The sequence below is a fragment of the Actinoplanes sp. NPDC048988 genome (assembly GCF_043197815.1).
Classification (GTDB): Bacteria; Actinomycetota; Actinomycetes; order Mycobacteriales; family Micromonosporaceae; genus Actinoplanes.
In genome coordinates this window covers 439,424-459,735 of record NZ_JBICTW010000006.1, presented here as the reverse complement: position 1 = coordinate 459,735, position 20,312 = coordinate 439,424, and the positions used below count along the sequence as shown (strand labels likewise).

The window sequence follows — 20,312 nt, the reverse complement described above, 5'->3', positions numbered from 1 at the left end:
ATGCCGGTCACGTTCATCGGGGTCCGCCACCACAGCCCCGCCTGCGCGCGGCTGGTGGCCGACACGATCGGCCGCCTGCGGCCGGCGTACGTGCTCATCGAGGGCCCGGCCGACGTCAACGGCCGGATCGGCGAGCTGCTGCTCGGTCACCAGCTGCCGGTCGCGGTGTTCAGCAGCTACCGCGACGACACCCGGCGGCACGCCTCGTGGGCGCCGTTCTGCGAGTACTCACCGGAGTGGGCCGCGCTGACCCACGGGCGTGCGGCCGGCGCGGCGCTGCGCTTCATCGACCTGCCGGCGTGGCATCCGGCGTTCGAGGGCCGCAGCAACCGCTACGCGGACGCGGAGCTCCGCTACGCCGACGTGATGGAGCGCCTGTGCCGCGCCTTCGAGGTCGACAACGTGGACGCGCTGTGGGACCACCTGTTCGAGATCGCGCCCACCGAGGGCCTGGCCGAGAGGCTGGAGACCTACTTCGATCTGGTACGGGGTGAGTCCGCGGCCGGCGACTCCGACACCGCCCGCGAGTCCTACATGGCCTCCTGGGTGGCAGCCGCCGCGGCCGCCGCCGGCGACCGGCATGTAGTGGTCGTCACCGGCGGCTTCCACCGGCCGGCGCTGGTTCGAGCCCTCGCCGCTTCCGAGGCGGCCCGGCCCCGTTCCGGCGCCTCTTGGCCGCACATTCCCGAAATGCCGGACGGGGCGGTCGGCGGGAGCTTTCTCGTGCCGTACTCGTTTCGGCGGTTGGACTCGTTCGACGGGTATCAGTCGGGGATGCCGTCGCCCGGGTACTACCAGGAGCTGTGGGAGTCGGGTCCGGACGGGGCCGCCCGGCATCTCGTCGAGGCGGTGGCGGAGCGGCTTCGCCGGAAGCGGCAGCCCGTGTCCACGGCGGATCTCATCGCGGCCCGGGCCACGGCGGAAGGGCTGGCCACCGTGCGCGGGCATCATCGGCCCGGGCGTACCGACGTGCTCGACGGGCTCGCGTCGGCGCTGGTCAAAGAGGCGCTCGACGTGCCGCTGCCGTGGGCGCGGCGGGGCACGCTGGAAGCCGGCAGCCATCCGGTCGTGGTCGAGATGGTGGCCGCGCTCAGTGGTACCCGCGTCGGCCGGCTGCACCCGGAGACGCCGGCGCCGCCGCTCGTGCACGACCTCGACGCGGAGCTGGAACGCGCCGGGCTCGACGGGGCGGCCGAGGTGGAGCTCGACCTCACGCTCGCGACCGGCCGGGAACGCAGCCGCCTGCTGCACCGGGTGCGCCTGCTCGGTGTGCCCGGGTTCGAGCGGGACAGCGGCCCCACCACGGGCCTCGACCCGGTTCTGCGGGAACGCTGGACGCTGCGCCCCGGACCCGGACGGCTGACCGCGGTGATCGAGGCCGGGGCGTACGGGGCGACGCTCGCCGACGCCTGCGCGGCCGTGCTCGCCGAGCGTGCCGCCCAGGCCGGGCGGGACGTCGACGCGCTCGCCCTCGTCCTGTTCGACGCCGCGTTGTCCGGCACGGCCGACGTCTCCGCGCGCACCCTCGCCGACATCGAGGCGGCCGTCGGCGCCGCGCCCGACCTGGGACCGCTCGGGCGGATGCTGGCCGTGGTGCTGACCATGTGGCGGCACGACGGGCTGTTCGGGACCGCCCGCGGCGCCACCCTGGGCACCGTCATCGCCGCCGCCGTCCGCCGGGTGCTGTGGCTGGCCGAGGGCGTCCGCGGCGGTGACGCCCCGGCCGACCCGGGACGCATCGGCGCGCTGGCCGCCTGCCGCGACGGGCTGCGGCACGCCGGCCGGGCGCTCGGCCTCGACCGGGACGCCGCGATCGAGGTCGCCGCCCGCGTCTGCACCGACCGGGAGGCCCCACCCGACCTGCGCGGCGCCGCGTTCGGTCTCCGCTGGGCCCTGCACGACGACCCGTACACCGTCGAGTCCCTGCGCGGAGTCCGCGGAGCCTTCGTGCCCCGGTCGGCCGGCGACTGGCTGGCCGGCCTGTTCGCGGTCGCCCGGGAGGAGGTTCTGCACTCCCCCGACGTGATCGGCCTGCTCGACGAGTTGCTGTCCGGCATGTCCCCGGACGACTTCCTCGTCTCGCTGCCGGCCCTGCGCCAGGCCTTCGAGTACTTCCCGCCCCGCGAACGCGAGACCATCGCCGGCCAGATCCTCGCCCGGCGAGGCCTGGCCGGCTCGGGGCGCGCGCTCCTTCGTACGGCCGGGCCCGGCCCTTCCGTCGTAGCGGCCGGAATGGTGCTGGACAGCCGCGTCGACACCGTCCTGCGGCGTGAGGCCCTGATCATCGGAGACGTGCCGTGACCGATTCTGATCTCGAGCGCTGGCGGCTCGTGCTGGGCGACCCGGCGGCCGCCCTGGGTGATCTCGGACCCGACGCGGTCCGGCGGGACGCCGCGCTGCGATGGCTCTACGGGCGGGACGACGAGCACGCCAAGCGGGACGTGCGCACCGGCGGGGACGGCGCGCCGGCGCTGACCACCGTGGACTGGCTCGGCGACATCACGCGGCTGTTCCCCCAGGAGACGGTCGAGCGGCTGCAGCGGGACGCGGTGGAACTCTACGAGATCACCGACGTGGTCACCGACCCCGAGGTGCTGCGGACGATCGAGCCGAACCCGGGGCTGCTCCGGGCCGTACTGCAAACCAAGCATTTGATGAACCCCGAGGTGCTGCGGCTGGCCCGGCGGATCGTCGAAGCCGTCGTCCGCGACCTCATGGCGACGATGGCGACGGAGGTGCGGGCGGCGTTCACCGGCACGCGGGCCCGCAAGCCGAGCCGCTGGAAGCAGGCCCGCGACTTCGACGTCACCCGGACGCTGCGCGCCAACCTGGGCCACTACCGGCCCGACGAGCGGCGGCTTTACATGGAAACACCACACTTCTTTTCCCGTACGCGCAAGCAGGTCGACCAGTGGCAGGTGATCCTGCTCGTCGACCAGTCGGGCTCGATGACCGATTCCGTCATCCACTCGGCGGTGACGGCGGCGTGCCTGTGGGGCCTGCCCGGCGTGCGGACACACCTGGTCGCCTTCGACACCGAGGTGGTCGACCTGACCAGCGACGTGGACGACCCGGTCGAACTGCTCATGAAGGTCCAGCTCGGCGGCGGCACCAACATCGCCAAGGCGGTCCTGTACGGCGCGAGCCTCATCGAACAGCCGCGGCGGGCCATCGTGGCGCTGATCAGCGACTTCTACGAGGGCGGCTCCGAGCAGACGCTGGTCCGCGCGGTCCGCGACCTGGTCGAGCAGGGCACGAAGGTGCTCGGCCTGGCCGCGCTGGACAGCCAGGCCAACCCGGCGTACGACCGGTCGACCGCCCAGAGGCTGGCCAACGTCGGCGCCCCGGTCGGCGCGATGACCCCCGGCCAACTGGCCCAGTTCATCGCCGAGCAGGTGACCCGATGAGCACACGACTCTTCGCCGCGACAAGCGCACAGCTCGATCCGGAAACGAACGCGCGGCTCGGTGCTGGAACGAGTGCGCGGCTCGGTGCTATGACTAACGTGCCGCTCCGCCTTACGACCAGCGCGCGGCTCGGTGCTGGGACGGGCGCGCGGCTCGGTGCTGGGACGGGCGCGCGGCTCGGTGCTGGGACGAGCATGCGGCCTGCTGTCGAGGGAAGGGTGTCATGAGGGCCGATCTGCGGGCGCTCACGGCGGCGACGCTGGCCGAGCTGACCAATCGGGGCCTGGTCAAGCGGGCCGCGCGCGAGCTGGAACGCGACACTCCCAAGCTCTCCGAGGACACCGACGGCACGGTACACGCGGTTTTCCCGGACGGGACCGTCACTGATCTGCCGCCCGGTGGCCTCGAAGCGGGCACCTGTAGTTGTGGCGCCACCGGCATCTGCCGGCACGTGATCGGGCTCGTCCTGGCCTATACGCCTTGGTCGGAAGGGCCGCCGGCCGACGGCTCCGGAGCCGCTCCGGGTGAGGCGCCGACGACTAAGGCACCGGGCGGCGACGCGCGAACGACCGGAACCGACAGCAACGCCGACGCGGCCGGAACCGACAGCGGCCCCAACGCGAACCCGAACGGCAGCAAAGCCGACACGGGCGGGGACGGCGGTAAAGCCGACACGGGCGGGGACAGCGGTAAAGCCGACACGGGCGGGGACAGCGGTAAAGGCCGCGCGGTCGGGCACGGCGGCAAGGGCAGCGCGGTCGGAGACGGCGACAAAGCCGGCGCGGCCGGAGACAGCGGCACGGGCAACGCGGTCGGAGACAGCGACAAAGCCGGCGCGGTCGGACACGGCGACAAAGCCGGCGCGGTCGGAGACGGCGACAAAGCCGGCGCGGCCGGAGGCAGCGGCATGGGCAACGCGGGCCGGGACGGCGGTGTGGGCAACTCGGGCGGGGGCGACCGTGACGGCGCCTCGGCGGGTCATTCGAGTGGAGAGGCGCTGGATCCGGCCGCTGGGAGCGGCGGTCTTGGTTCTTGGGCGGTGGCGGGTGGTGCGGCGACTGCGACGGCTCGGGGCGGCGTCGCTGGCGGCCGGCCGGGCCGCATGGGTGCTGGCAGTGGGGAGGCAGGGGCGGGTGGGTGGTCGCCTGGGGCGTTCACGGATGAGCAGCTGACGGCTCGGGTCGGGGCCCGGATGATGGCGGCGGCCCGGCGGATCCTGCGGGCGGGGTATGTGGCTCGGGTTCATCGGGGGCGGGTGTCGGACCCGGTTCCTACTGTGGAGCTTCCCACGGCGACGGTGCGGTTTCTCGTACCGCATGATCTGGGGTTTGCTCGCAGCGATGCCGTGGCCGGGAGCCGGGATGACGTGCTGGCGCTGGCGGTGTGGGCGTTTCGGGCCGCCGACGAGCAGGGTGCCGGTGAGGCTGACGTTCAGGTGCAGGTGGGTGGGGCGCCGGCCGGTCAGACGGGCGTGGAAGGGCTTGAGCGGGCGGTCGCGCTGGCCGGGACGGTGGTGCGGGAAGGGGCCGTTCATCTCGGGGCCGGGATGGGCGGGGAGATCGCGGCGGTGCGGGCGGGGCTGGAAGCGGCTCGGATGCGGTGGCCTCTGGGGGCCGTCGACGACCTTGCGGAGCAGTTGACGGCGTACCGGGAACGCAGTGCTCGTTATCGGCCCGAGGCGTTGGCCGATCATGTGGCTGAGCTGGTGGCCCGGTATCGCAGTGTGACGCGGGGTGGGGCTTCGCTGGCGTCGCGGGTGCTGGGGACCGATGAGGCGTCGGAGACGCCGCTGCGGCGGGCGCGGCTGGACGGGCTCGGGGCGCGGGTGTCGGCGGTGGGGGACGAACGTACGGTCGACGTGTTTCTGGCCCATGCGGACAGTTCGGCGGTGCTCGTGCTGCGGCGGCGGTACGTGACCGACGAGAGTGGGCCGGAACTGGGGCGGCGGCGGGTGGCCGGGGTGACGCTGGGGGCGCTGGCCGGCGGGGCGGTGATCACCGAGTCGGCGGCGCGGAGTGCGAGCCGGGCGGTGCGGCTGGGGACGCGGCGGCTGAGCCGGACGGAAGCGATGACCACCCGGGACACGTGGCAGCATCTGCCGGGGAGTCTGCTCGTCCCGGATCTGGCCGGGCTGGCCGTGGAACTCGACGCCCTGCCGCCGCGGCCGATCCGGGCTCGGGTGGAGGCCGAACTGGTGCGGGTCGTGCCGATCGCGGAGGTGCGGTCGGTGACGTACGCGCCGGGGGCGCAACGCGTCGACGCCGAGATCGCGGACGGGAACGGGGTGACCGCCCGGGTGAGCGCGGTGCACGCGGCGTGCGCGCCGGGGCGGCTCGACGCGGTGGTGGCGGCGCTGGAGGGCGGCGCGCGGTTCGTGGCGGGCAGCGTTCGGCGCAGCGGGGGCACCGTCGTGATCGACCCGATCGGGTTCGCCTCCGGTGACGGGGTTGTCGTGCCGGATCTGGCGGAGGGCGGTGGGGTCGGCGATCCCCGGGACCGGCTGGGCGAGGTGACGGATCCGCTCGGGCGGGCCGTGGTGGACGCGCTGGAACTGCTGGCCGAGGTGGCGCACCGCGGGCTGCTGCATCTACCGTCGTCCATGGGCGGGCGGCTGCGCGGCGCCGCCGAACGCCTGGAGACGGTGGGACTGCGCCAGGCGGGTGCGGCGGTCTCCGCGCTCGTCGCCCGGTTGGGGCCGGATCCGGGCGACGAGGCCTTCGAGGTGTGGGCCGACGCCTATCTGCGGGTGGGCCTATGCGCTGAACTGCTGCCGTAAACGCCGGCCCGGGCTGGGCCGCCGAGACGCGCCGGGCCGGCGGGAGCGCGATGCCCAGACGCCGGCAAAGCCGCCGACACACGCCAGGCGGCCAGGAGCGCGATGCCCAGACGCCGGCAAAGCGGCCGAGACACGGCGGGCGGGAGCACGGTGAAGGGCGTCGGGGCGCGGTGGGTCAGCGGGCGGGGTGGGCCAGGGCGGCGGGTGGGAGTTTGGCCAGGCGGGGCCAGAAGGAAGCCAGTGTGGCGGCGCCGGCTAGGAGGACGTCGATGGCGGTTCGTTCGTCGCTGTCGTGCCAGCGGTCCTCGGGGAGGCCGGTGCCGAAGTAGACGACCGGGGCCTCCAGCATGCGGGCCAGCAACTCGGCGGGGCCGCCGCCGGCGTTGCCCATGCGGCCGGCGGGGGTGTCGAAGCCGTCCTCCATCGCGGCGGCCAGGGCGGCCACCGCGGGGTGGTCGGGTGGGGTCGCGTACGGCTTCTGGCCGGTCTCGGCGGAGACCGTGATCTCGTAGTCGACCCGGTCGCTCAGTGTCTCGGCGGCCCAGCGGTGCAACTGGTCGGCGACCGCCTCGGGGGTCTGGTCGGGGACGATGCGGATGCTCAGGGTGGCCTCGGCCTGGGACGGGACGGCGCCGCGGGACGGGCCAATCGGGTCGCCGCCGATCAGGCTGATCACCTCGGCCTGAGGGCGCAGCCACAGGCGTTCGAGGACCGTCCAGCCGTGTTCGCCGCCGATGCTGCGGGTGGCCGAGCGCTCCAGCCAGTCCTCGTCGGAGTACGGCAGCGCCGCCAGTTCGGCCCGGCGGCGAGCGGTCGGCTCGGCCACGTCGTCGTAGAAGCCGGGCAGGGTGATCACGCCCTTCTCGTCGTGCAGGGAACCGATCAGGCGGCTGAGCTCGATCAGCGGGTTCGGCGCGGGGCCGGACACCGCGCCGCTGTGCATGTCGCGCAGCGGGCCGCGTACCTCCAACTGGGCCAGAATCATGCCCCGCATGCTCGTGCACACCGCGGGATGGTCGCGATGCCAGAGCAGCGTGTCCGAGAAGACGACCAGGTCGGCGGCGAGCCGTTCCCGGTTGCTCTCCAGCAGGCCGGAGAAGCCGGCCGAGCCCGTCTCCTCCTCGCCCTCGACCAGCAGCTTGATGTTCACGGCGGGCGCGCCGGCCTCGTCCACGTGGGCGCGCAGGCCCCAGACGTGCGCCATCACCTGGCCCTTGGCGTCGGAGCTGCCCCGGCCGTAGACGTAGCCGTCCCGCTCGATCGGCTCGAACGGCGCCGTCTCCTTCCACTCCTCGTCCTTGGCCGCCCGCACGTCGTGATGGCTGTAGACCAGCACCGTCGGGGCGCCCGGGGCCGCGCACCACTCCGCGTACACGGCCGGCGAACCGTCGGCGTCCCACACCTCCACCGTGGGGAAGCCGGTCCGGCGCAGCGTTCCGGCCAGCCAGTTGGCCGAGCGCAGCACGTCGATCTCGTGCTCCGGCACACCGGCCACGGACGGCACCCGCAGCCATTCGGTGAGCTCACGGATCAGATCCGCGCGGTGCGCGGTCAGGTAGTCGGGCATGGCCGCCGACTACCCACGGATCTTCGGTTCAGTCCCGCCGTAACAGGGCCAGCGTGTTCCTCAGCTCCCGGCGCAGGGTCCGCTCGGCCGCCTCCGGGTCCTGGGCGCCGACCGCCGCGACCAGGGCGGCGTGACTGTCCTCGCCCGGGTTGGGCAGCTGCGCGCGCAGGTCCAGCAGCCGGACGAGGTCGATCAGGCCGTCCCGCAGGACCGGCAGGAACTCGGTGAACAGGTTGAGCAGGATCGGGTTGTGGGCGGCGGCGACGATGGCGGCGTGCAGCGCGATGTCGGCGTCGACGAACGCGGCGTCGTCCTCGCCGGCGGCCTCGACCCGGCGCCGCATGGCGGCGTCGATGGCGGTCAGGTCGTCGTCGGTCCGGCGGGCCGCGGCCAGGCGGGCCGCCTCCACCTCCAGGGCCACGCGGACCTCGTACACCTCGGAAAGCTCGGCCCGTCGCAGCTGGACCGCCCAGTTGACCTTCGGCTCGGCGGCGACCACGAAGACGCCGGCGCCCTGGCGGGACTCGACGAGGCCGGCGCCGGCCAGGATGCGCATGGCCTCGCGCAGGGTGGGGCGGCTGACGCCGAGCAGGGGCGCCAGTTTGTGCTCGCCGGGCAGCTTGGTGCCGACGCCCCACTCACCGGAGCTGATCCGGTCGCGTACCCGCTCGGCGACCTGGGCGACGAGCGGTGACGGGCTGACCGGATCCATCGCACCAGACTAACTTGTCATACAACCTGACAAGTTCTATCGTGGGCGCATGGCGCTTCTTCTCCTTGGTCGCCGCTGCGGGGCCTGACACGGCCGGCACCCCGCAGCGGGTGGCCCGCGCGCCGGTCGATCGGACCCGACCGACCCTGGAGATCACGATGAACCCGCAACGCCCCAGCGGCATGCCCTTCCACCGCTACCGTCCCGTCCACGACCGCGTCGCCCTGCCGCTGACCGAGCGCGACTGGCCCACCAACCGGATCACCGAGGCCCCGCTCTGGGTGCCGGTGGACCTGCGCGACGGCAACCAGGCCCTGGCCGAACCCATGGACACCGGCCGCAAGCGCCGCTTCTTCGACCAGCTCGTGGCCATGGGCTACAAGGAGATCGAGATCGGTTACCCGTCGGCCAGCAAGACCGATTTCGATTTCGTACGCCATCTGGCCGCGGCCGAACTGCCCGAGGAGGTCACGGTGGTCGTCTTCACGCCGGCCCGCGCCGAGCTGATCGACCGCACTGTCGAGTCGGTCGACGGCCTGGACCGGGTGATGATCCATCTGTACACGGCCACCGCCCCGGTGTGGCGGGACGTCGTGCTCGGGCGTACCCGCAAAGAAGTCAAGTCCTTGATCCTCGACGCCGCCGCCCACCTGGCCCGGCGCGCGCCCGGACGCCGCTTCCAGTTCTCGCCCGAGGTCTTCAACCTCACCGAGCCCGACTTCATCCTCGAGATCGGCGCCGCCCTCACCGACCTGTGGGACGCGAGCCCCGACCACCCGGTGGTGCTCAATCTGCCGGCGACGGTCGAGGTCGCCACCCCCAACGTGTACGCCGACCAGATCGAATACATGCACAAGAACCTCGCCCGGCGCGACGCGGTGATCCTCTCGGTGCACCCGCACAACGACCGCGGCACCGGCGTGGCCTGCGCCGAGCTGGCGGTGCTGGCCGGCGCGCAACGCGTCGAGGGCTGCGTGTTCGGCAACGGCGAGCGCACCGGGAACGTCGACCTGGCCACCCTGGCCCTCAACCTGTACGCGCAGGGCGTCGACCCGATGATCGACTTCTCGGAGATCGACGCCGTCGTGGAGGTCGTCGAACACTGCACCCGGCTGCCGCTGCACCCGCGCCACCCGTACGCGGGAAGCCTCACCCACACCGCCTTCTCCGGCACCCACCAGGACGCGATCGCCAAGGGCCTGGCCCGGCACGCCAAACAGGCGGCCGAGCTGGGGGTGCCGGAGAGTCAGGCGCCGTGGGCGGTTCCCTACCTGCCGATCGACCCGGGCGACCTCGGCCGCGATTACGAAGAGGTCATCCGGATCAATTCACAGTCCGGAAAGGGCGGCATAGCGCACATCCTGCGGATCCACCACGGCCTGGACCTGCCGCCCGGGATGCGCCCGGACTTCGCCCGCACGGTCCAGGGTGTCACCGACAACACGGGCCGCGAACTGCGCCCGGCCGAGCTGTGGCAGCTCTTCCACGACACGTACGTCTCCCCCGGCGCCACATCCCCGGTCCGGCCGGGCGAGGCGACGGCCATTCACCGGGACGGAGCTTGGGTGTACGCGGAATGCGCCGTCGACGGGCACCGAGCGTGGGGCGCCGGGCCCGGCGAGGAACACGCGCTCCGGGCGGCGGCCAACCGCACGTCCCCGAACGCGGACCGGCGCCCGTGACGGCGATCCGGGCCTTCGCTACCTCAGGAACCGGCTGACCTCGTCCGCGAAGTCCTCCGGGTGCTGGAACAGGAAGGCGTGCCCGGCGTCGCTGTAGAGCACGACCTTCGCGTCCGGCAGCCGCTGTGACATCGCGTAGGTGGCGTACGAATTGATCATCACGTCGTGCGCGCCGTTGGCCACCAGGACCGGCAGGGTGAGCTCGCCCTGCCGGTCCCAGAAGCCCTTGAAGGTGCCGATGGCCTTGAGCTGGGCCCTAAAGGTCTCGGGCTGCACGGCCGCCTTCGACTCGCTGAGCCGGTGGTCGAGCCGGCGCAGCGAGGCCAGACCCTTCGCGCGGGCCCGCTCGGTCTCCGGGAAGAACAGGTAGAGGAAGTCCTCGTCGTGGTTCTCCGGGTGGGCCAGGGTCTCGTTGACCTTCGCGGGCGGCGGCGGCAGATCGGGCACACCCCCGGCCGAGCTCCCGGCCACGATCAGCCGGCGGACCAGCCCCGGCGCCCGAAGCGCGATCCCCTGAGCGACGATGCCGCCCATCGACCACCCGAGCACGTCGACCTGGTCGAGCCCGAGCGCCCGGATGAACGCGATGGCCCCGTCGGCCAGCCCTTCGATGCTGTCCGGCGCCGTACCCTCGGAGAAGTTGGTTCCCCGGTTGTCGAAGACGATGACCTCCCGCTCCGCGGCCAGCCGGTCCAGCAGCTCCGGATCCCAGTGGTCCATCGTCCCGCGCAGCCGCATGCACAACACGAGCGGAATGCCGCCCGCCTCCCCGAACCGCCGATACGCGAAGCCATCCACAAACCGGGTCTCAGCCCGATCAGCCAGGTAAGTAGTCACCCCTTCACACTCACCTGGGCGCCGCACACCGCCATAAGTCACTTGACCGACCTAGCCGAAAAGAAGTCCTCTTGCTGGGACCGGACGCACCGATCCGGGCCTCGCGGGACCATGCCTACGACTCCGCGAGCGATGTGCCCGGCCGGACAGCCGCGATCGCCGACCCGGCCGGAAGCCGCGCCGCGGTGTCCGCGCTCAGCGTGCGGATCTATCACCAAGGCGGGACGATCTACTCGGCCGCGCCGAGGGCGTTGCCCTGTCTGGTCGCCTTGGTTCTCGACGAACGGATCGCCGTCCGTGCGCCGACTCTGGAGCTGATCGGCGGCCTGGGAAGTTCGCCGGCATGTCGCTTTCCCACTGGCTCAGGTCACGGACCGGCCCGAGGCGATACGGGAGGCGGTCCGGCGCCGGTGGGATCACGAGGACGACGAGGCGGCACGGATGGGAGTCGTCGCGCTGGTCGGGCAGCTTCTGCGCAACGGCCCGTGGGGCGGGAACCCGGAGCCGCGGCGCTGGCCGGCCATCCGGGACTCCCGGAGAACCGCTCCTGCGCCAGGTGGTCGAAGGCGACCGTCGGCACGTAGTGCCGGGCGGATGGCGTCGCCGAGATCGCGCGGCGACGGCTGACAGCTGAGCCCGGCGGCGGCCTTGCCTAGGGTTTGCGGGCGACGCCGCCGTAGAGGGCCACCTGGGCGTCGGTGAGGTCGGTGGCGGTGGTGGGGCGCCAGCGCAGGATCGGGACCACGCCGGGGTCGATCAGGTCGAGGCCGGCGAAGAAGCGGGACACCTCGGGCTGGGAGCGCAGCCGGGTCGGGATGCCCTGTTCGCGCATGATGGCGGTGAAGCGGGCCCAGGACTCCGGGTCGTGGTCGCCGGTGATGTGGGAGAGCACCAGGTAGCTGCCGCTCGGCAGGCGGGACATCAAAGACTCGACGATGTCGTACGGGTTCTCGTCGTCCTCGATGAAGTGCAGGATGGCGAAGAGCAGCAGCGCCACCGGCTCGTCCAGGTCGAGGGTGTCGCGGACCTCGGGGGCGTCGAGGATGGTCGCCGCCTCCTGGAGGCGGGCGCCGACATACGCCGTACGGCCGGACGGGTTGCTGGTCAGGAGCGCGCGGGCGTGGCTGAGGACGATCGGGTCGTTGTCGACGTAGACGATGCGGGCGGACGGGTCGGCCTCCTGGGCCACCTCGTGCACGTTCGGCGCGGTGGGCAGGCCGGTGCCGATGTCGAGGAACTGGCGTACGCCGGCCTCGGCGGCCAGGAAACGCACCGTGCGCTGGAGGAACGCCCTGTTCTGCCGGGGGGCTGTGGCCGCGTTGGGGTTGGCTTTCAGACCCTCCTCGGCGGCGGCGCGGTCGGCGGCGAAGTTGTCCTTGCCGCCCAGGAGGAAGTCGTACACCCGCGCGGGGTGGGGCCGGCCGGTGTCGAAGGCGTCCGTCACCGGGCCAGGATATCGTCAGAAGTCGCTGTGCTGGTGGGCCAGCCGGGCCAGTTCCACCCGGGAGCTGAGTCCCAGTTTGGTGAAGGCGTGCCGCAGGTGGGTGCTGACCGTGTGCGGCGACAGGAACATCGCCGTGGCCACCTGGCGGTTCGTGGCGCCCTCGGCGACCCGGCGGGCCACCTCCCGCTCGGTGGGCGTCAGCCCGGCCCAGCCGTCGCCGCCGGGCGCGGCGGCCGTCCGGGGGCGGCGGCGTACGCCCCGCTTGCGCAGGGCGCCGCGGACGCGTGAGCTGTCGCGGGTGGCGCCGACCTCGTCGTAGATGAGGCAGGCCTCATCCAGCGCCTCGACCGTGCCCACGTCCTCCAGGGCGACCGCCAGGGGCAGCGGCCGCGGGAACTCGCGGTAGATCGCCACGGCCTCGGTCAGGCGGCCCTCGACGTGGGCGACGGTGGCCGCCAGGAAACGGAACGACGGGTTCGCGGCGGCGCGCCGCCTGATCGTCTCGGTCGCGCGGGCGGCCCACTCCGGTTCGCCGAGGTCGCGGGCGATGCGCACGAACAGCACGTCGTCGGCCGGGTCGAGGGGTGTGCCCAGCGCCGGGATCCGGTCGCCGAAGCTGGCCGCCGCCTCGGACAGCAGCTCCCGGACCCGCGCCGGGTCGCCCCCGTCGGCCAGGGCGACCAGCGCGCCCAGCCACAGGCCGGCGTGCCGGACGATCGGCGCCTCGTCGGCGCGCATCCGGGCCGCCTCGGCGTCGTAGCGGCGGGCCGCGGCCAGGTCGCCGGCGTGCAGGGCGACCCGGCCCACGGTCACCAGCGCCGTGCAGTCGGCGTAGTTGCCGGCGCCCAGCTCGTCGCTCATCGCCCGCACGCCCTCGGCCTCGGCCCGGGCGTCCTCGAGCCGGCCCGCGTCGTACATCAGCTTGCACCGGTCCATGCTCCACTGCCGCAGCAGCCAGGCCTGGCCGTCACGCTGGGCCGCCCGCATGCCCTGGTCGGCGTGCTCCAGGGCGAGGTCGGGCCGGCCGGCGATGTCGTCGAGCCAGCCGCGCCACTGCGTCGATCCCCACAGCGCGGCGGCCGCGCCGACCCGGGCCGAGATGGCCACGGCCTCGTCGGCCAGGTCGCGGGCGGCGGTCCAGTTCTGGTCGTTGAGGGCCAGGACCGACTGGGAGGCGAGGCAGATCGCCCGGGCGGCGTCGTCGCCGGCCCGGGCCGCCGCGTCGAGCCCTTCGGCCAGGACCGCGTCGGCCCGCGGCGGGTCGCCCACCATCGTCAGGTTGACCCCCTCGAGGGCCAGCAGCGACGCCCGCGTGGTGTCGGGCAGGCCGGGCAACGCGGCCGCGCGCTCGCACTGGCGTACGGCCTCTACAAAGGAGTACTGGCTGGACACGGCCGCGATGGCGAGCCGGACCACGGCCTCGGCGGCCGGTCCGGCGCCGGTGGAGAGCAGGCTGTGGGCGAGCCGGGTGGCCTCGTGGGCGCGCCCGGCCAGCCACAGCAGCCGTACGCTGTCGGCGATGATCTCGCCTCGCAGAGGCGAACCGGCCGGGGTGAGCTCGAGGGCCCGCCGGCTCACGTCGGCCGCGCTCGACGGCGCCACCGACGCCAGCTCGCCGGCCGCCCGGCGCAACGCCGCGATCGCCTCCTCGTCACCGGGCTCGGCACTGTCGGCCAGCAGTGCGGCGACTTCAACGGCCGGAGCGTTTTCCCGTACGGCGATCCGCGCGGCCTCGCGGCGCAGCGTGCGGGCCACGGCGCCGGGCACCGTCGCGCGCACCGCCTCGCGGATCAGGTCGTGCTGAAACACCAGGTGGCCGTCGTCGTCCTCGCTCAGGAAGTCGTGGGCCTCGCGCACCGGGCCCAGCAGCGCGGCCGGTGACCGGTGCGTCAGCTCGGCGATCAGCGGCAGCGACAGCCGCCGGGACAGCACCGAGGCGACCTCGAGCATGGTGCGGGCGTCCGCGCCGAGCCGGGACAGTTGCCGCCGGATCAGCTGCCGCAGGCGTACCGGCGAACCGTCCTCGCAGGCGCCCCGGACCAGCGCGCTGATCAGCATCGGCCGGTTGCCGGTCCCGTGCACAGCGGCCAGCAGATCGGCCGACGGGGCCGCGCCGAGCAGGTCGGCCGCCATCGCGGCCGCCGCGTCGTCGTCGAGCCGGTCCAGCTCGATCGTGCCGGCCCCGCCGTCGGTGAGACGGCCCAGCGTGCTGAGGTAGCCGGGCGGCCCGTCGGCCCCCCGGCCCGCGAGCAGCCACATGACGGCGTCGGCCGCCAGCCGCTCGGGCAGGGCCCGGACGGCCAGCAGGGTCAGGTCGTCGCACCACTGCAGATCGTCGACGGTGATCAGCAGGGGCCGGCGCAGGGCGGCGCGCTCGATGGCGTCCCGCACCTCGGCCAGCACCCAGTAGCGGCGCTCCGGTTCGGCGACCAGCTCGCGCATCCGCTCGGAGGCGAGGATCGGCTCGGGGCCGCCGAGCAGGCCGCGCAGCAGGCTGTCGCCGGGGATCAGGGCACTGTCGGGGTCGGCCGCGATGGCGACCCGGCGGACGCCTCTCAGTCCTGCAGCGAGTGCCGCCTCGCGGAGAAGGCGTGACTTGCCGCTACCCGCCGGGCCCGTGACGAGCGTGACCGAGCCCTGCCCGGCGACGACGCGGTCGAGGGTGTGGTGGAGCGCTGCCAGCTCGCGGTCGCGCCCGCGTACCGGGGTGTCCTTCTCCACTCAGCGAGATTACTTGAAGATCGCATGCCTTCGAATCTGGCCGACCGGGCCGTCCGGCACATCACACATCCATGCGATCTCTCACCTGCGGTGCGTCCCCCGGCGGGGTTTGCGCAGCCAGAGAGCCCCAGCCACGGCGAGGACGGCGACCGGGATCACGCCGAGCCAGAGGTAATTGGTCTCCTCGGCCGGTGGAAGTGCTTGCTGGGCGACGCTGCTAGCCGGTGTTTTTATCCGGTTTGTCGGCTGAGTGGCCGGCTGGAGGTCGGCCTTGATGACGCCGAGAATCCACGGGGCGACCGCGTCCACCCGCGTCGCCGTGTCGGCGCCGGTGTGCGGGCAGGTCGGGCCGCGGCTCACCACGGCGACCACGGTGGCCACGCCGGTGGGACCGCCGGAGAAGTACGGCCCGCCGGAGTCGTGCGGGCAGGCGCTGGTGCTCTTGCTCGGCGCGACGCCGGCCACACCCATCTCGACCTTGTCGACGTTGGTGACCCGGAACTGGCCGGTCTGCAACGTGGGGCTGGTCTGCACGGCGTCACCGTCGGTCAGGCCGAAACCGACCAGCCGCAGCCGCTGCCCGTTGGCCGGCTTGACCCGGTTGAGCTTGAGCGGGGCGATGCCGGTGATCGGCCGGTCGAGCCGGGCCAGGGCCACGTCGGCGCTGCCGTGCTGGCGCACCTCGACGACGTTGGCGCTCAGGCCCACCTTGGTCTTCAGGTCGGCCCGGCCGACGGTCGCGATCGTGCGCTCGGCGACCGGCCGGGAGACCCGCCGGCCGGTGGCGTCCTTGAAGCAGTGGCCGGCCGTGAGCACCCAGTGCGGCGAGATCAGGCCGCCGGAGCACGAGCTGTCCCGGCGGCCGCCGTCGGCGGTCGGGATGCCGAGGTCGGTCAGCTTCACCGCGAACCGGTACTGGCCGTTGACGACGGTCTGGCCGTCGGCGATCGCGTGCGCGGGCGTGCCGGCGGCGCCGGCACCGAGCACGGCCGCGGCGAGCGCGACGACGACCCTCGATAGCGTCTTCATCGGCGTCGAGCCTACGGCCGGCCCGCCAATCACGGACCGGCGTCAGTTGATCACTACTTCACCCGCTTTATTTGATACGCCGGCCCTGCCGGGCCAGGATCGCGTCGTAGTCGTGGTGCGTCTCCAGCCAGCCGCTGATGAAGGGGCAGATCGGCACGACCGTACGGCCTTGGGCGCGGGCGTCGTCCATCACCGCGCGCGCCAGCTGGGAGCCGAGGCCGTGCCCCTCGTACCGCGGCTCCACCTCGGTGTGGGTGTAGGCGATGATGTTTCCGCTGGTCTGGTAGGTGACGAGGCCCGCGAGCTCGCCCTGCTCGTCGCGCGCCTCGAACCGCTGTTTGTCGGGCACGTCGGTGATCACGAACGTCATGCCTCATCCAATCACAGGACGCCCGAGCTGGTACCGCGGCGTGAACCGGGTCCGGTACTCCGAGGCGCTCAGGCCGTGATGGGCCCGAAAGCGCCGCGCGAAGTAGTTGGCGTCGGGCCATCCGACCCGCCCGTGAACTTCTGTTGGATGGCGGTCATGCCGCGAGCACACAGTCGCCGCAGGTGCCGCCACCCGGAATGCGGTAGTACAGGCAGCAGTTGCGGCGGGCCAGGCGACTGCCGTCCCAGGTGGCCATCCCCCGCAGCTGAACCAGATCGAGCGCCGCCGCCACCAGGGGCGCGGCCTCGGGCCGGCCGATCATCGCGGCGGCGCCGCCCAGCGCCGAGGCGACGTTGCCCCACAGCACCTTCGGCGAGAGCACGAAGCGGCGCCGGAACACCTCGAGGACGGGCTCGACCAGTTCCAGGCCCGGAACCCGCCCGCCCTCGACGGCGGTCAGGCCACGCTGCGCGAACGGGATCGGGCCGCCGGCGACGGGCCGCCACCACAGCTTCGCCGGATCGGGCACCGGCAGCGCCCCACCGGCCACGGCCGCGCCGAGCACCGGCGACAGCAGCCGGGACGCCAGCCCCAGGAAGGTGATCGAGGCCACGACCCGTTCCTCGATGTCGTCACGGCGCAGGCCCGACATCCGTCCGAGAATCCCCCGCGCGACCTCGACGCGCTCCGCGACCACCTCGGGTTTCACGAGGTCGGTGTACGGCCGCCAGTCGCTCCCGCCGTCGTACGGCTCCCACACGAAGTAGGGCCCGAAGCGGGCGGCCGCGTCCAGCGCGGGTGTGGCGTCGACCTCTGACACGCCACCACCCTACGGACCCGCCCCACCCCCGTGGCTAGCCTCCGTTGCTGTGTCACAGCCCGGCCGCCCGCCCTCCGCCAGCGAACTGACCCTGTCCCAGATCATGGACCAGCACCACACCAACCTGATGGGCACGGTCCACGGCGGCCGCATCCTCAACCTCATCGACTCGGTGGCCGGCGTGGTCGCGGCCCGCCACTCCGACGGCCCGGCGGTGACCGCCGCCATGGACGAGACCCTGTTCCTGCGGGCGGTCCGGGTGGGCGACGTGGTCCATGTGGCCGCCCGCATCACCTGGGCCGGGCGCAGCTCGATGGAGGTGGCGGTGAAGGTGACCGCCGACCGCTGGGACAAGGCGGTGCCCCCGACCACGGTGGCCACGTCCCACCTGGTGATGGTGGCGGTCGACGACGACGGCAAGCCCCGCGCCGTCCCACCGCTCCTGCCCCAGACGGACGACGACCACCGCGCCTTCCACGAGGCCGAGATCCGCCGCAAGCACCGCCTGACGCTGCGCTCAGCCCTCGCCACCGACAGCTGACGGCCCCGGAGTCAGCTGACGCGGGCGGTGACGAGGTACTGGGTCCGCAAGTGGTGGCCGGGGGCCACGCCGTACCGCTGATCCAGCTCGTAGATCGTGGTCAGTGGGGTGACGGTCACCTCGGTCAGGCCGGCCTCGCGCAGCACGGCGGCGGTCTGGTCGATCGACGTGGCGGCGGCCAAGGGAAGCTCGGCCTGGACCTCGGCGTCGTAGAAGCCGGTGAAGTTCTCCCCGGCGCTGTCCAGGCCCTCCGGGAACCACGTGCTGTCGACCACCGCCACCACGCCGCCGGGGCGGAGCAGGCGCATCCAATTCTGTACGGCGGTGACCGGCGACCGCAGCGTCCACATCACGTAGCGGCCGACCACGGCGTCGAAGCTTGCCGGCGGGAAGGGCGGCTGCACCGCGTCGCCGGGCTGGAACGCCGGCGGAAAGTCAACCGCCGCGGCGTGCCGGCGGGCCTCGGCGAGCATGCCCTCGGACAGGTCGATGCCGGTGACCCGGTGGCCGAGGCCGGCCACAGTCAGGGCTACATGTCCGCTTCCGGTACCGACGTCGAGCACGTCGCCGCGGGCGAAGGGCAGGGCGCCGGACCAGATCGCGGACCAGGCCGCGTTGTCGGCTTCGACCCGCGACGGGCGCTGCTGGTACGCGTCGTACGAAGGGGCGCGCCCCGTCCAGTACTCGTTGATGCGGTCCTGCGTGTTCATGGGCGAGCCTCCAGGTCGAAGAGCAGGTGCAGGTTGCCGTCGAGGTCGAGGCGCCTGATGCCGATGCCGTAGACGGGTTCGAGAATCGCCGGGTCCAGCACGTCGGCGGCCGGGCCGGCCGCTACGACGTCGCCCCGGCCGAGCAGGATCAGGTCGTCGCAGTAGCGGGCGGCCAGGTTCAGGTCGTGCAGGACGACGATCGAACAGGTGCCGAGGGCGCGGACCAGGTGCAGGATCTCGTGCTGGTAGCGGATGTCGAGGTGGTTGGTCGGCTCGTCCAGCAGCAGGTGGGTGGCCTGCTGAGCCAGCGCGCGGGCGATCAGCACCCGTTGCCGCTCGCCGCCGGACAGGCCGCCGAACGCGCGGCCCGCCAGGTGGGTCGCGCCGACGCGGGCCAGGCAGTCGGCCGCGATGTCGTGGTCGGTGGCGCCGGCGCGCTGGAAGGTGGTCAGGTGCGGGCCGCGGCCGAGCAGCACCATCTCGGCCACGGTCAGGGCGGTCTCGCCGCCGGATTCCTGGACCACGACGGCGATGCGGCGGGCGGTCTCGCGCGGTGAGAGGTCCGTCAGCGCCGTGCCGTCGACGGTCACCGTTCCGGTGGGGGTGCGCAAGGCCCCGTACAGCAAGCGAAGAAGTGTGGTTTTGCCGCTGCCGTTGGGGCCGATCAGGCCGAGCACGCGCCCGGGCCGCGCGGTCACGCCGACGCCGTCGATGACGGGATTCGCGCCGTAGCGCCAGGACAGGGACGACGCGGTGATCACTTGAAGCGCCGCACGATCTTCTCGAGGCCGTCGACCGAGAGCGGGGACGGTGGCTCGGTGAAGTTGAACAGCTGGGTCATGACGTTGCCGCTCCGGACGGCCTTCAGCTTCTCCGAGCCGGGCAGGCCGGTCAGCGCCTTCTCGACGGCCTCGGGATCGCCGTCGCTGTGCAGCAGGATCAGTACGTCGGGGTTGCGCCCGAGGATTTCCTCCAGCGTCACCTCGAAGACGCGCTCCTCGCTGTCGCCGAAGACGTTCGTGAAGCCCGCGGCTTCCAGCTGGGGGTGGGCCATGCTGGTGCTGCCGTACGCGTACGTCACGCCGCCGCCGACCGTCGGGTACAGGACCGCGGCCGTACGGCCGTTCCCCGTCTTCTCGATCTTGGCGACGCGGTCCTTGAGCGCCGCGGCCGCCGTGGCCGCCTGCCCGGGACGGTTGAAGACCTTGCCGTACGTCTCCAGCTGTGTGTAGACGTCGTCGAAGGTCGGCCCGACGGTGCTGTTCGGGCACATCGCCGGCTCCTCGAGCAGCGGAATGTCCACTGCGGAGAGCGTGTCGCGTGACAGGTTGTCGACCTGGCCGAGGACCAGGTCGGGCTGCTGGCTGATCACCACCTCCGGGGAGATCTGAAGGTGGCCGCTGGTGTCGGTCTTGTCGGTCAGCAGCGGGATCCGGTCGAGCTCGGCCAGCGTCGCCGCGTCGTAGTACTCCTTGGGGTACGCGCCGGCGCGGGCGGTGACCCGGTCGAGCACGCCGAGGTCGTGGAGGTAGGGCACGGCGGCGCTCTTGAGCAGAACGACCCGTTCGGGGGCCTGGTCGAAGGTGACGTCGACCCCGCAGTTGGTGACGACGACGGCCTCGGCGTCACCGGCCGCGTCGGCGGCGCCGCAGCCGGCGAGGGTGAGGGCGAGGAGGGTGGCGGCCAGTTTCTTCAT

General features: G+C 73.0%; 16 protein-coding genes. 5 read left to right on the top strand and 11 right to left on the bottom strand.

The window, feature by feature from the left end; all coding sequences use genetic code 11:
* The 3 genes from ACGFJ7_RS22705 (at position 1) to ACGFJ7_RS22695 (ending at position 6,183) form a co-directional block, all read left to right on the top strand.
* Complete coding sequence (locus ACGFJ7_RS22705; RefSeq protein ID WP_392643599.1) at positions 1-2,301, top strand: DUF5682 family protein; 2,301 nt, start codon at positions 1-3, stop codon at positions 2,299-2,301.
* Positions 2,298-3,407: a VWA domain-containing protein gene (locus ACGFJ7_RS22700; RefSeq protein ID WP_392643597.1), complete on the top strand. Its 1,110-nt coding sequence runs from the start codon at positions 2,298-2,300 to the stop codon at positions 3,405-3,407. The genes ACGFJ7_RS22705 and ACGFJ7_RS22700 overlap by 4 nt, the downstream gene beginning before the upstream one ends.
* 223 nt (positions 3,408-3,630) lie before the next feature.
* Positions 3,631-6,183: a hypothetical protein gene (locus ACGFJ7_RS22695; RefSeq protein ID WP_392643595.1), complete on the top strand. Its 2,553-nt coding sequence runs from the start codon at positions 3,631-3,633 to the stop codon at positions 6,181-6,183.
* A 175-nt stretch (positions 6,184-6,358) separates the two neighbouring features.
* Here the strand turns inward: ACGFJ7_RS22695 and ACGFJ7_RS22690 are convergent, their stop codons facing one another.
* Together ACGFJ7_RS22690 and ACGFJ7_RS22685 are read right to left on the bottom strand one after the other, a co-directional pair.
* A complete protein-coding gene (locus tag ACGFJ7_RS22690) occupies positions 6,359-7,750 on the bottom strand; it encodes a M20/M25/M40 family metallo-hydrolase (RefSeq protein ID WP_392643594.1) in 1,392 nt (463 codons plus the stop codon).
* Between the two features lie 28 nt (positions 7,751-7,778).
* A complete protein-coding gene (locus ACGFJ7_RS22685; protein WP_392643592.1) occupies positions 7,779-8,462 on the bottom strand; it encodes a FadR/GntR family transcriptional regulator in 684 nt (227 codons plus the stop codon).
* A 41-nt stretch (positions 8,463-8,503) separates the two neighbouring features.
* On the opposite strand from ACGFJ7_RS22685, the gene ACGFJ7_RS22680 reads away from it, so the two are divergent.
* Positions 8,504-10,144, top strand: coding sequence for a 2-isopropylmalate synthase (locus ACGFJ7_RS22680; protein ID WP_392643590.1), 1,641 nt, complete (start codon positions 8,504-8,506; stop codon positions 10,142-10,144).
* 18 nt (positions 10,145-10,162) lie between these two features.
* Here ACGFJ7_RS22680 and ACGFJ7_RS22675 read toward each other — a convergent pair whose 3' ends face one another.
* The 6 genes from ACGFJ7_RS22675 to ACGFJ7_RS22650 form a co-directional block, all read right to left on the bottom strand.
* Positions 10,163-10,942, bottom strand: a complete 780-nt coding sequence (locus ACGFJ7_RS22675; protein WP_360258735.1) for an alpha/beta hydrolase — start codon at positions 10,940-10,942, stop codon at positions 10,163-10,165.
* Between the two features lie 691 nt (positions 10,943-11,633).
* Positions 11,634-12,425: an SAM-dependent methyltransferase gene (locus tag ACGFJ7_RS22670; protein WP_360258738.1), complete on the bottom strand. Its 792-nt coding sequence runs from the start codon at positions 12,423-12,425 to the stop codon at positions 11,634-11,636.
* A 15-nt stretch (positions 12,426-12,440) separates the two neighbouring features.
* Entirely contained in the window at positions 12,441-15,146 is a 2,706-nt protein-coding gene (locus ACGFJ7_RS22665) for an AAA family ATPase (protein ID WP_392643587.1), read from the bottom strand.
* A gap of 81 nt (positions 15,147-15,227) precedes the next feature.
* Entirely contained in the window at positions 15,228-16,175 is a 948-nt protein-coding gene (locus tag ACGFJ7_RS22660) for a trypsin-like serine protease (RefSeq protein ID WP_360258744.1), read from the bottom strand.
* 67 nt (positions 16,176-16,242) lie between these two features.
* On the bottom strand, positions 16,243-16,545 hold the full coding sequence (locus ACGFJ7_RS22655) for a GNAT family N-acetyltransferase (RefSeq protein ID WP_360258747.1): 303 nt from the start codon (positions 16,543-16,545) through the stop codon (positions 16,243-16,245).
* A gap of 154 nt (positions 16,546-16,699) precedes the next feature.
* On the bottom strand, positions 16,700-17,365 hold the full coding sequence (locus ACGFJ7_RS22650; protein ID WP_360258750.1) for a (2Fe-2S)-binding protein: 666 nt from the start codon (positions 17,363-17,365) through the stop codon (positions 16,700-16,702).
* A gap of 103 nt (positions 17,366-17,468) precedes the next feature.
* Between ACGFJ7_RS22650 and ACGFJ7_RS22645 the strand changes: the two genes are divergently transcribed.
* Positions 17,469-17,906: an acyl-CoA thioesterase gene (locus ACGFJ7_RS22645; protein ID WP_360258944.1), complete on the top strand. Its 438-nt coding sequence runs from the start codon at positions 17,469-17,471 to the stop codon at positions 17,904-17,906.
* 11 nt (positions 17,907-17,917) lie between these two features.
* Here ACGFJ7_RS22645 and ACGFJ7_RS22640 read toward each other — a convergent pair whose 3' ends face one another.
* From ACGFJ7_RS22640 to ACGFJ7_RS22630, 3 genes are read right to left on the bottom strand one after another with little or no spacing between them, the layout of a single operon-like run.
* Positions 17,918-18,616 carry a methyltransferase domain-containing protein gene (locus tag ACGFJ7_RS22640; RefSeq protein WP_360258753.1) on the bottom strand — a complete coding sequence of 233 codons (699 nt, stop codon included), beginning with the start codon at positions 18,614-18,616 and terminating at the stop codon, positions 17,918-17,920.
* On the bottom strand, positions 18,613-19,377 hold the full coding sequence (locus tag ACGFJ7_RS22635; protein WP_360258756.1) for an ABC transporter ATP-binding protein: 765 nt from the start codon (positions 19,375-19,377) through the stop codon (positions 18,613-18,615). Before ACGFJ7_RS22635 ends, ACGFJ7_RS22640 begins: the two co-directional genes overlap by 4 nt.
* The gene (locus tag ACGFJ7_RS22630) at positions 19,374-20,312 is read right to left on the bottom strand and encodes an ABC transporter substrate-binding protein (protein WP_360258759.1); all 939 of its coding nucleotides are present in this window, start codon (positions 20,310-20,312) and stop codon (positions 19,374-19,376) included. The genes ACGFJ7_RS22635 and ACGFJ7_RS22630 overlap by 4 nt, the downstream gene beginning before the upstream one ends.

Bases quoted from the DNA above. Each gene is read 5' to 3' on its own strand.
- ACGFJ7_RS22705 (WP_392643599.1), top strand. From the start codon at position 1: ATGCCGGTCACGTTCATCGGGGTCCGCCACCACAGCCCCGCCTGCGCG.
- ACGFJ7_RS22695 (WP_392643595.1), top strand. From the start codon at position 3,631: ATGAGGGCCGATCTGCGGGCGCTCACGGCGGCGACGCTGGCCGAGCTG.
- ACGFJ7_RS22690 (WP_392643594.1), bottom strand. From the start codon at position 7,750: ATGCCCGACTACCTGACCGCGCACCGCGCGGATCTGATCCGTGAGCTC.
- ACGFJ7_RS22685 (WP_392643592.1), bottom strand. From the start codon at position 8,462: ATGGATCCGGTCAGCCCGTCACCGCTCGTCGCCCAGGTCGCCGAGCGG.
- ACGFJ7_RS22660 (WP_360258744.1), bottom strand. From the start codon at position 16,175: ATGAAGACGCTATCGAGGGTCGTCGTCGCGCTCGCCGCGGCCGTGCTC.
- ACGFJ7_RS22655 (WP_360258747.1), bottom strand. From the start codon at position 16,545: ATGACGTTCGTGATCACCGACGTGCCCGACAAACAGCGGTTCGAGGCG.
- ACGFJ7_RS22645 (WP_360258944.1), top strand. From the start codon at position 17,469: ATGGACCAGCACCACACCAACCTGATGGGCACGGTCCACGGCGGCCGC.
- ACGFJ7_RS22640 (WP_360258753.1), bottom strand. From the start codon at position 18,616: ATGAACACGCAGGACCGCATCAACGAGTACTGGACGGGGCGCGCCCCT.
- ACGFJ7_RS22630 (WP_360258759.1), bottom strand. From the start codon at position 20,312: ATGAAGAAACTGGCCGCCACCCTCCTCGCCCTCACCCTCGCCGGCTGC.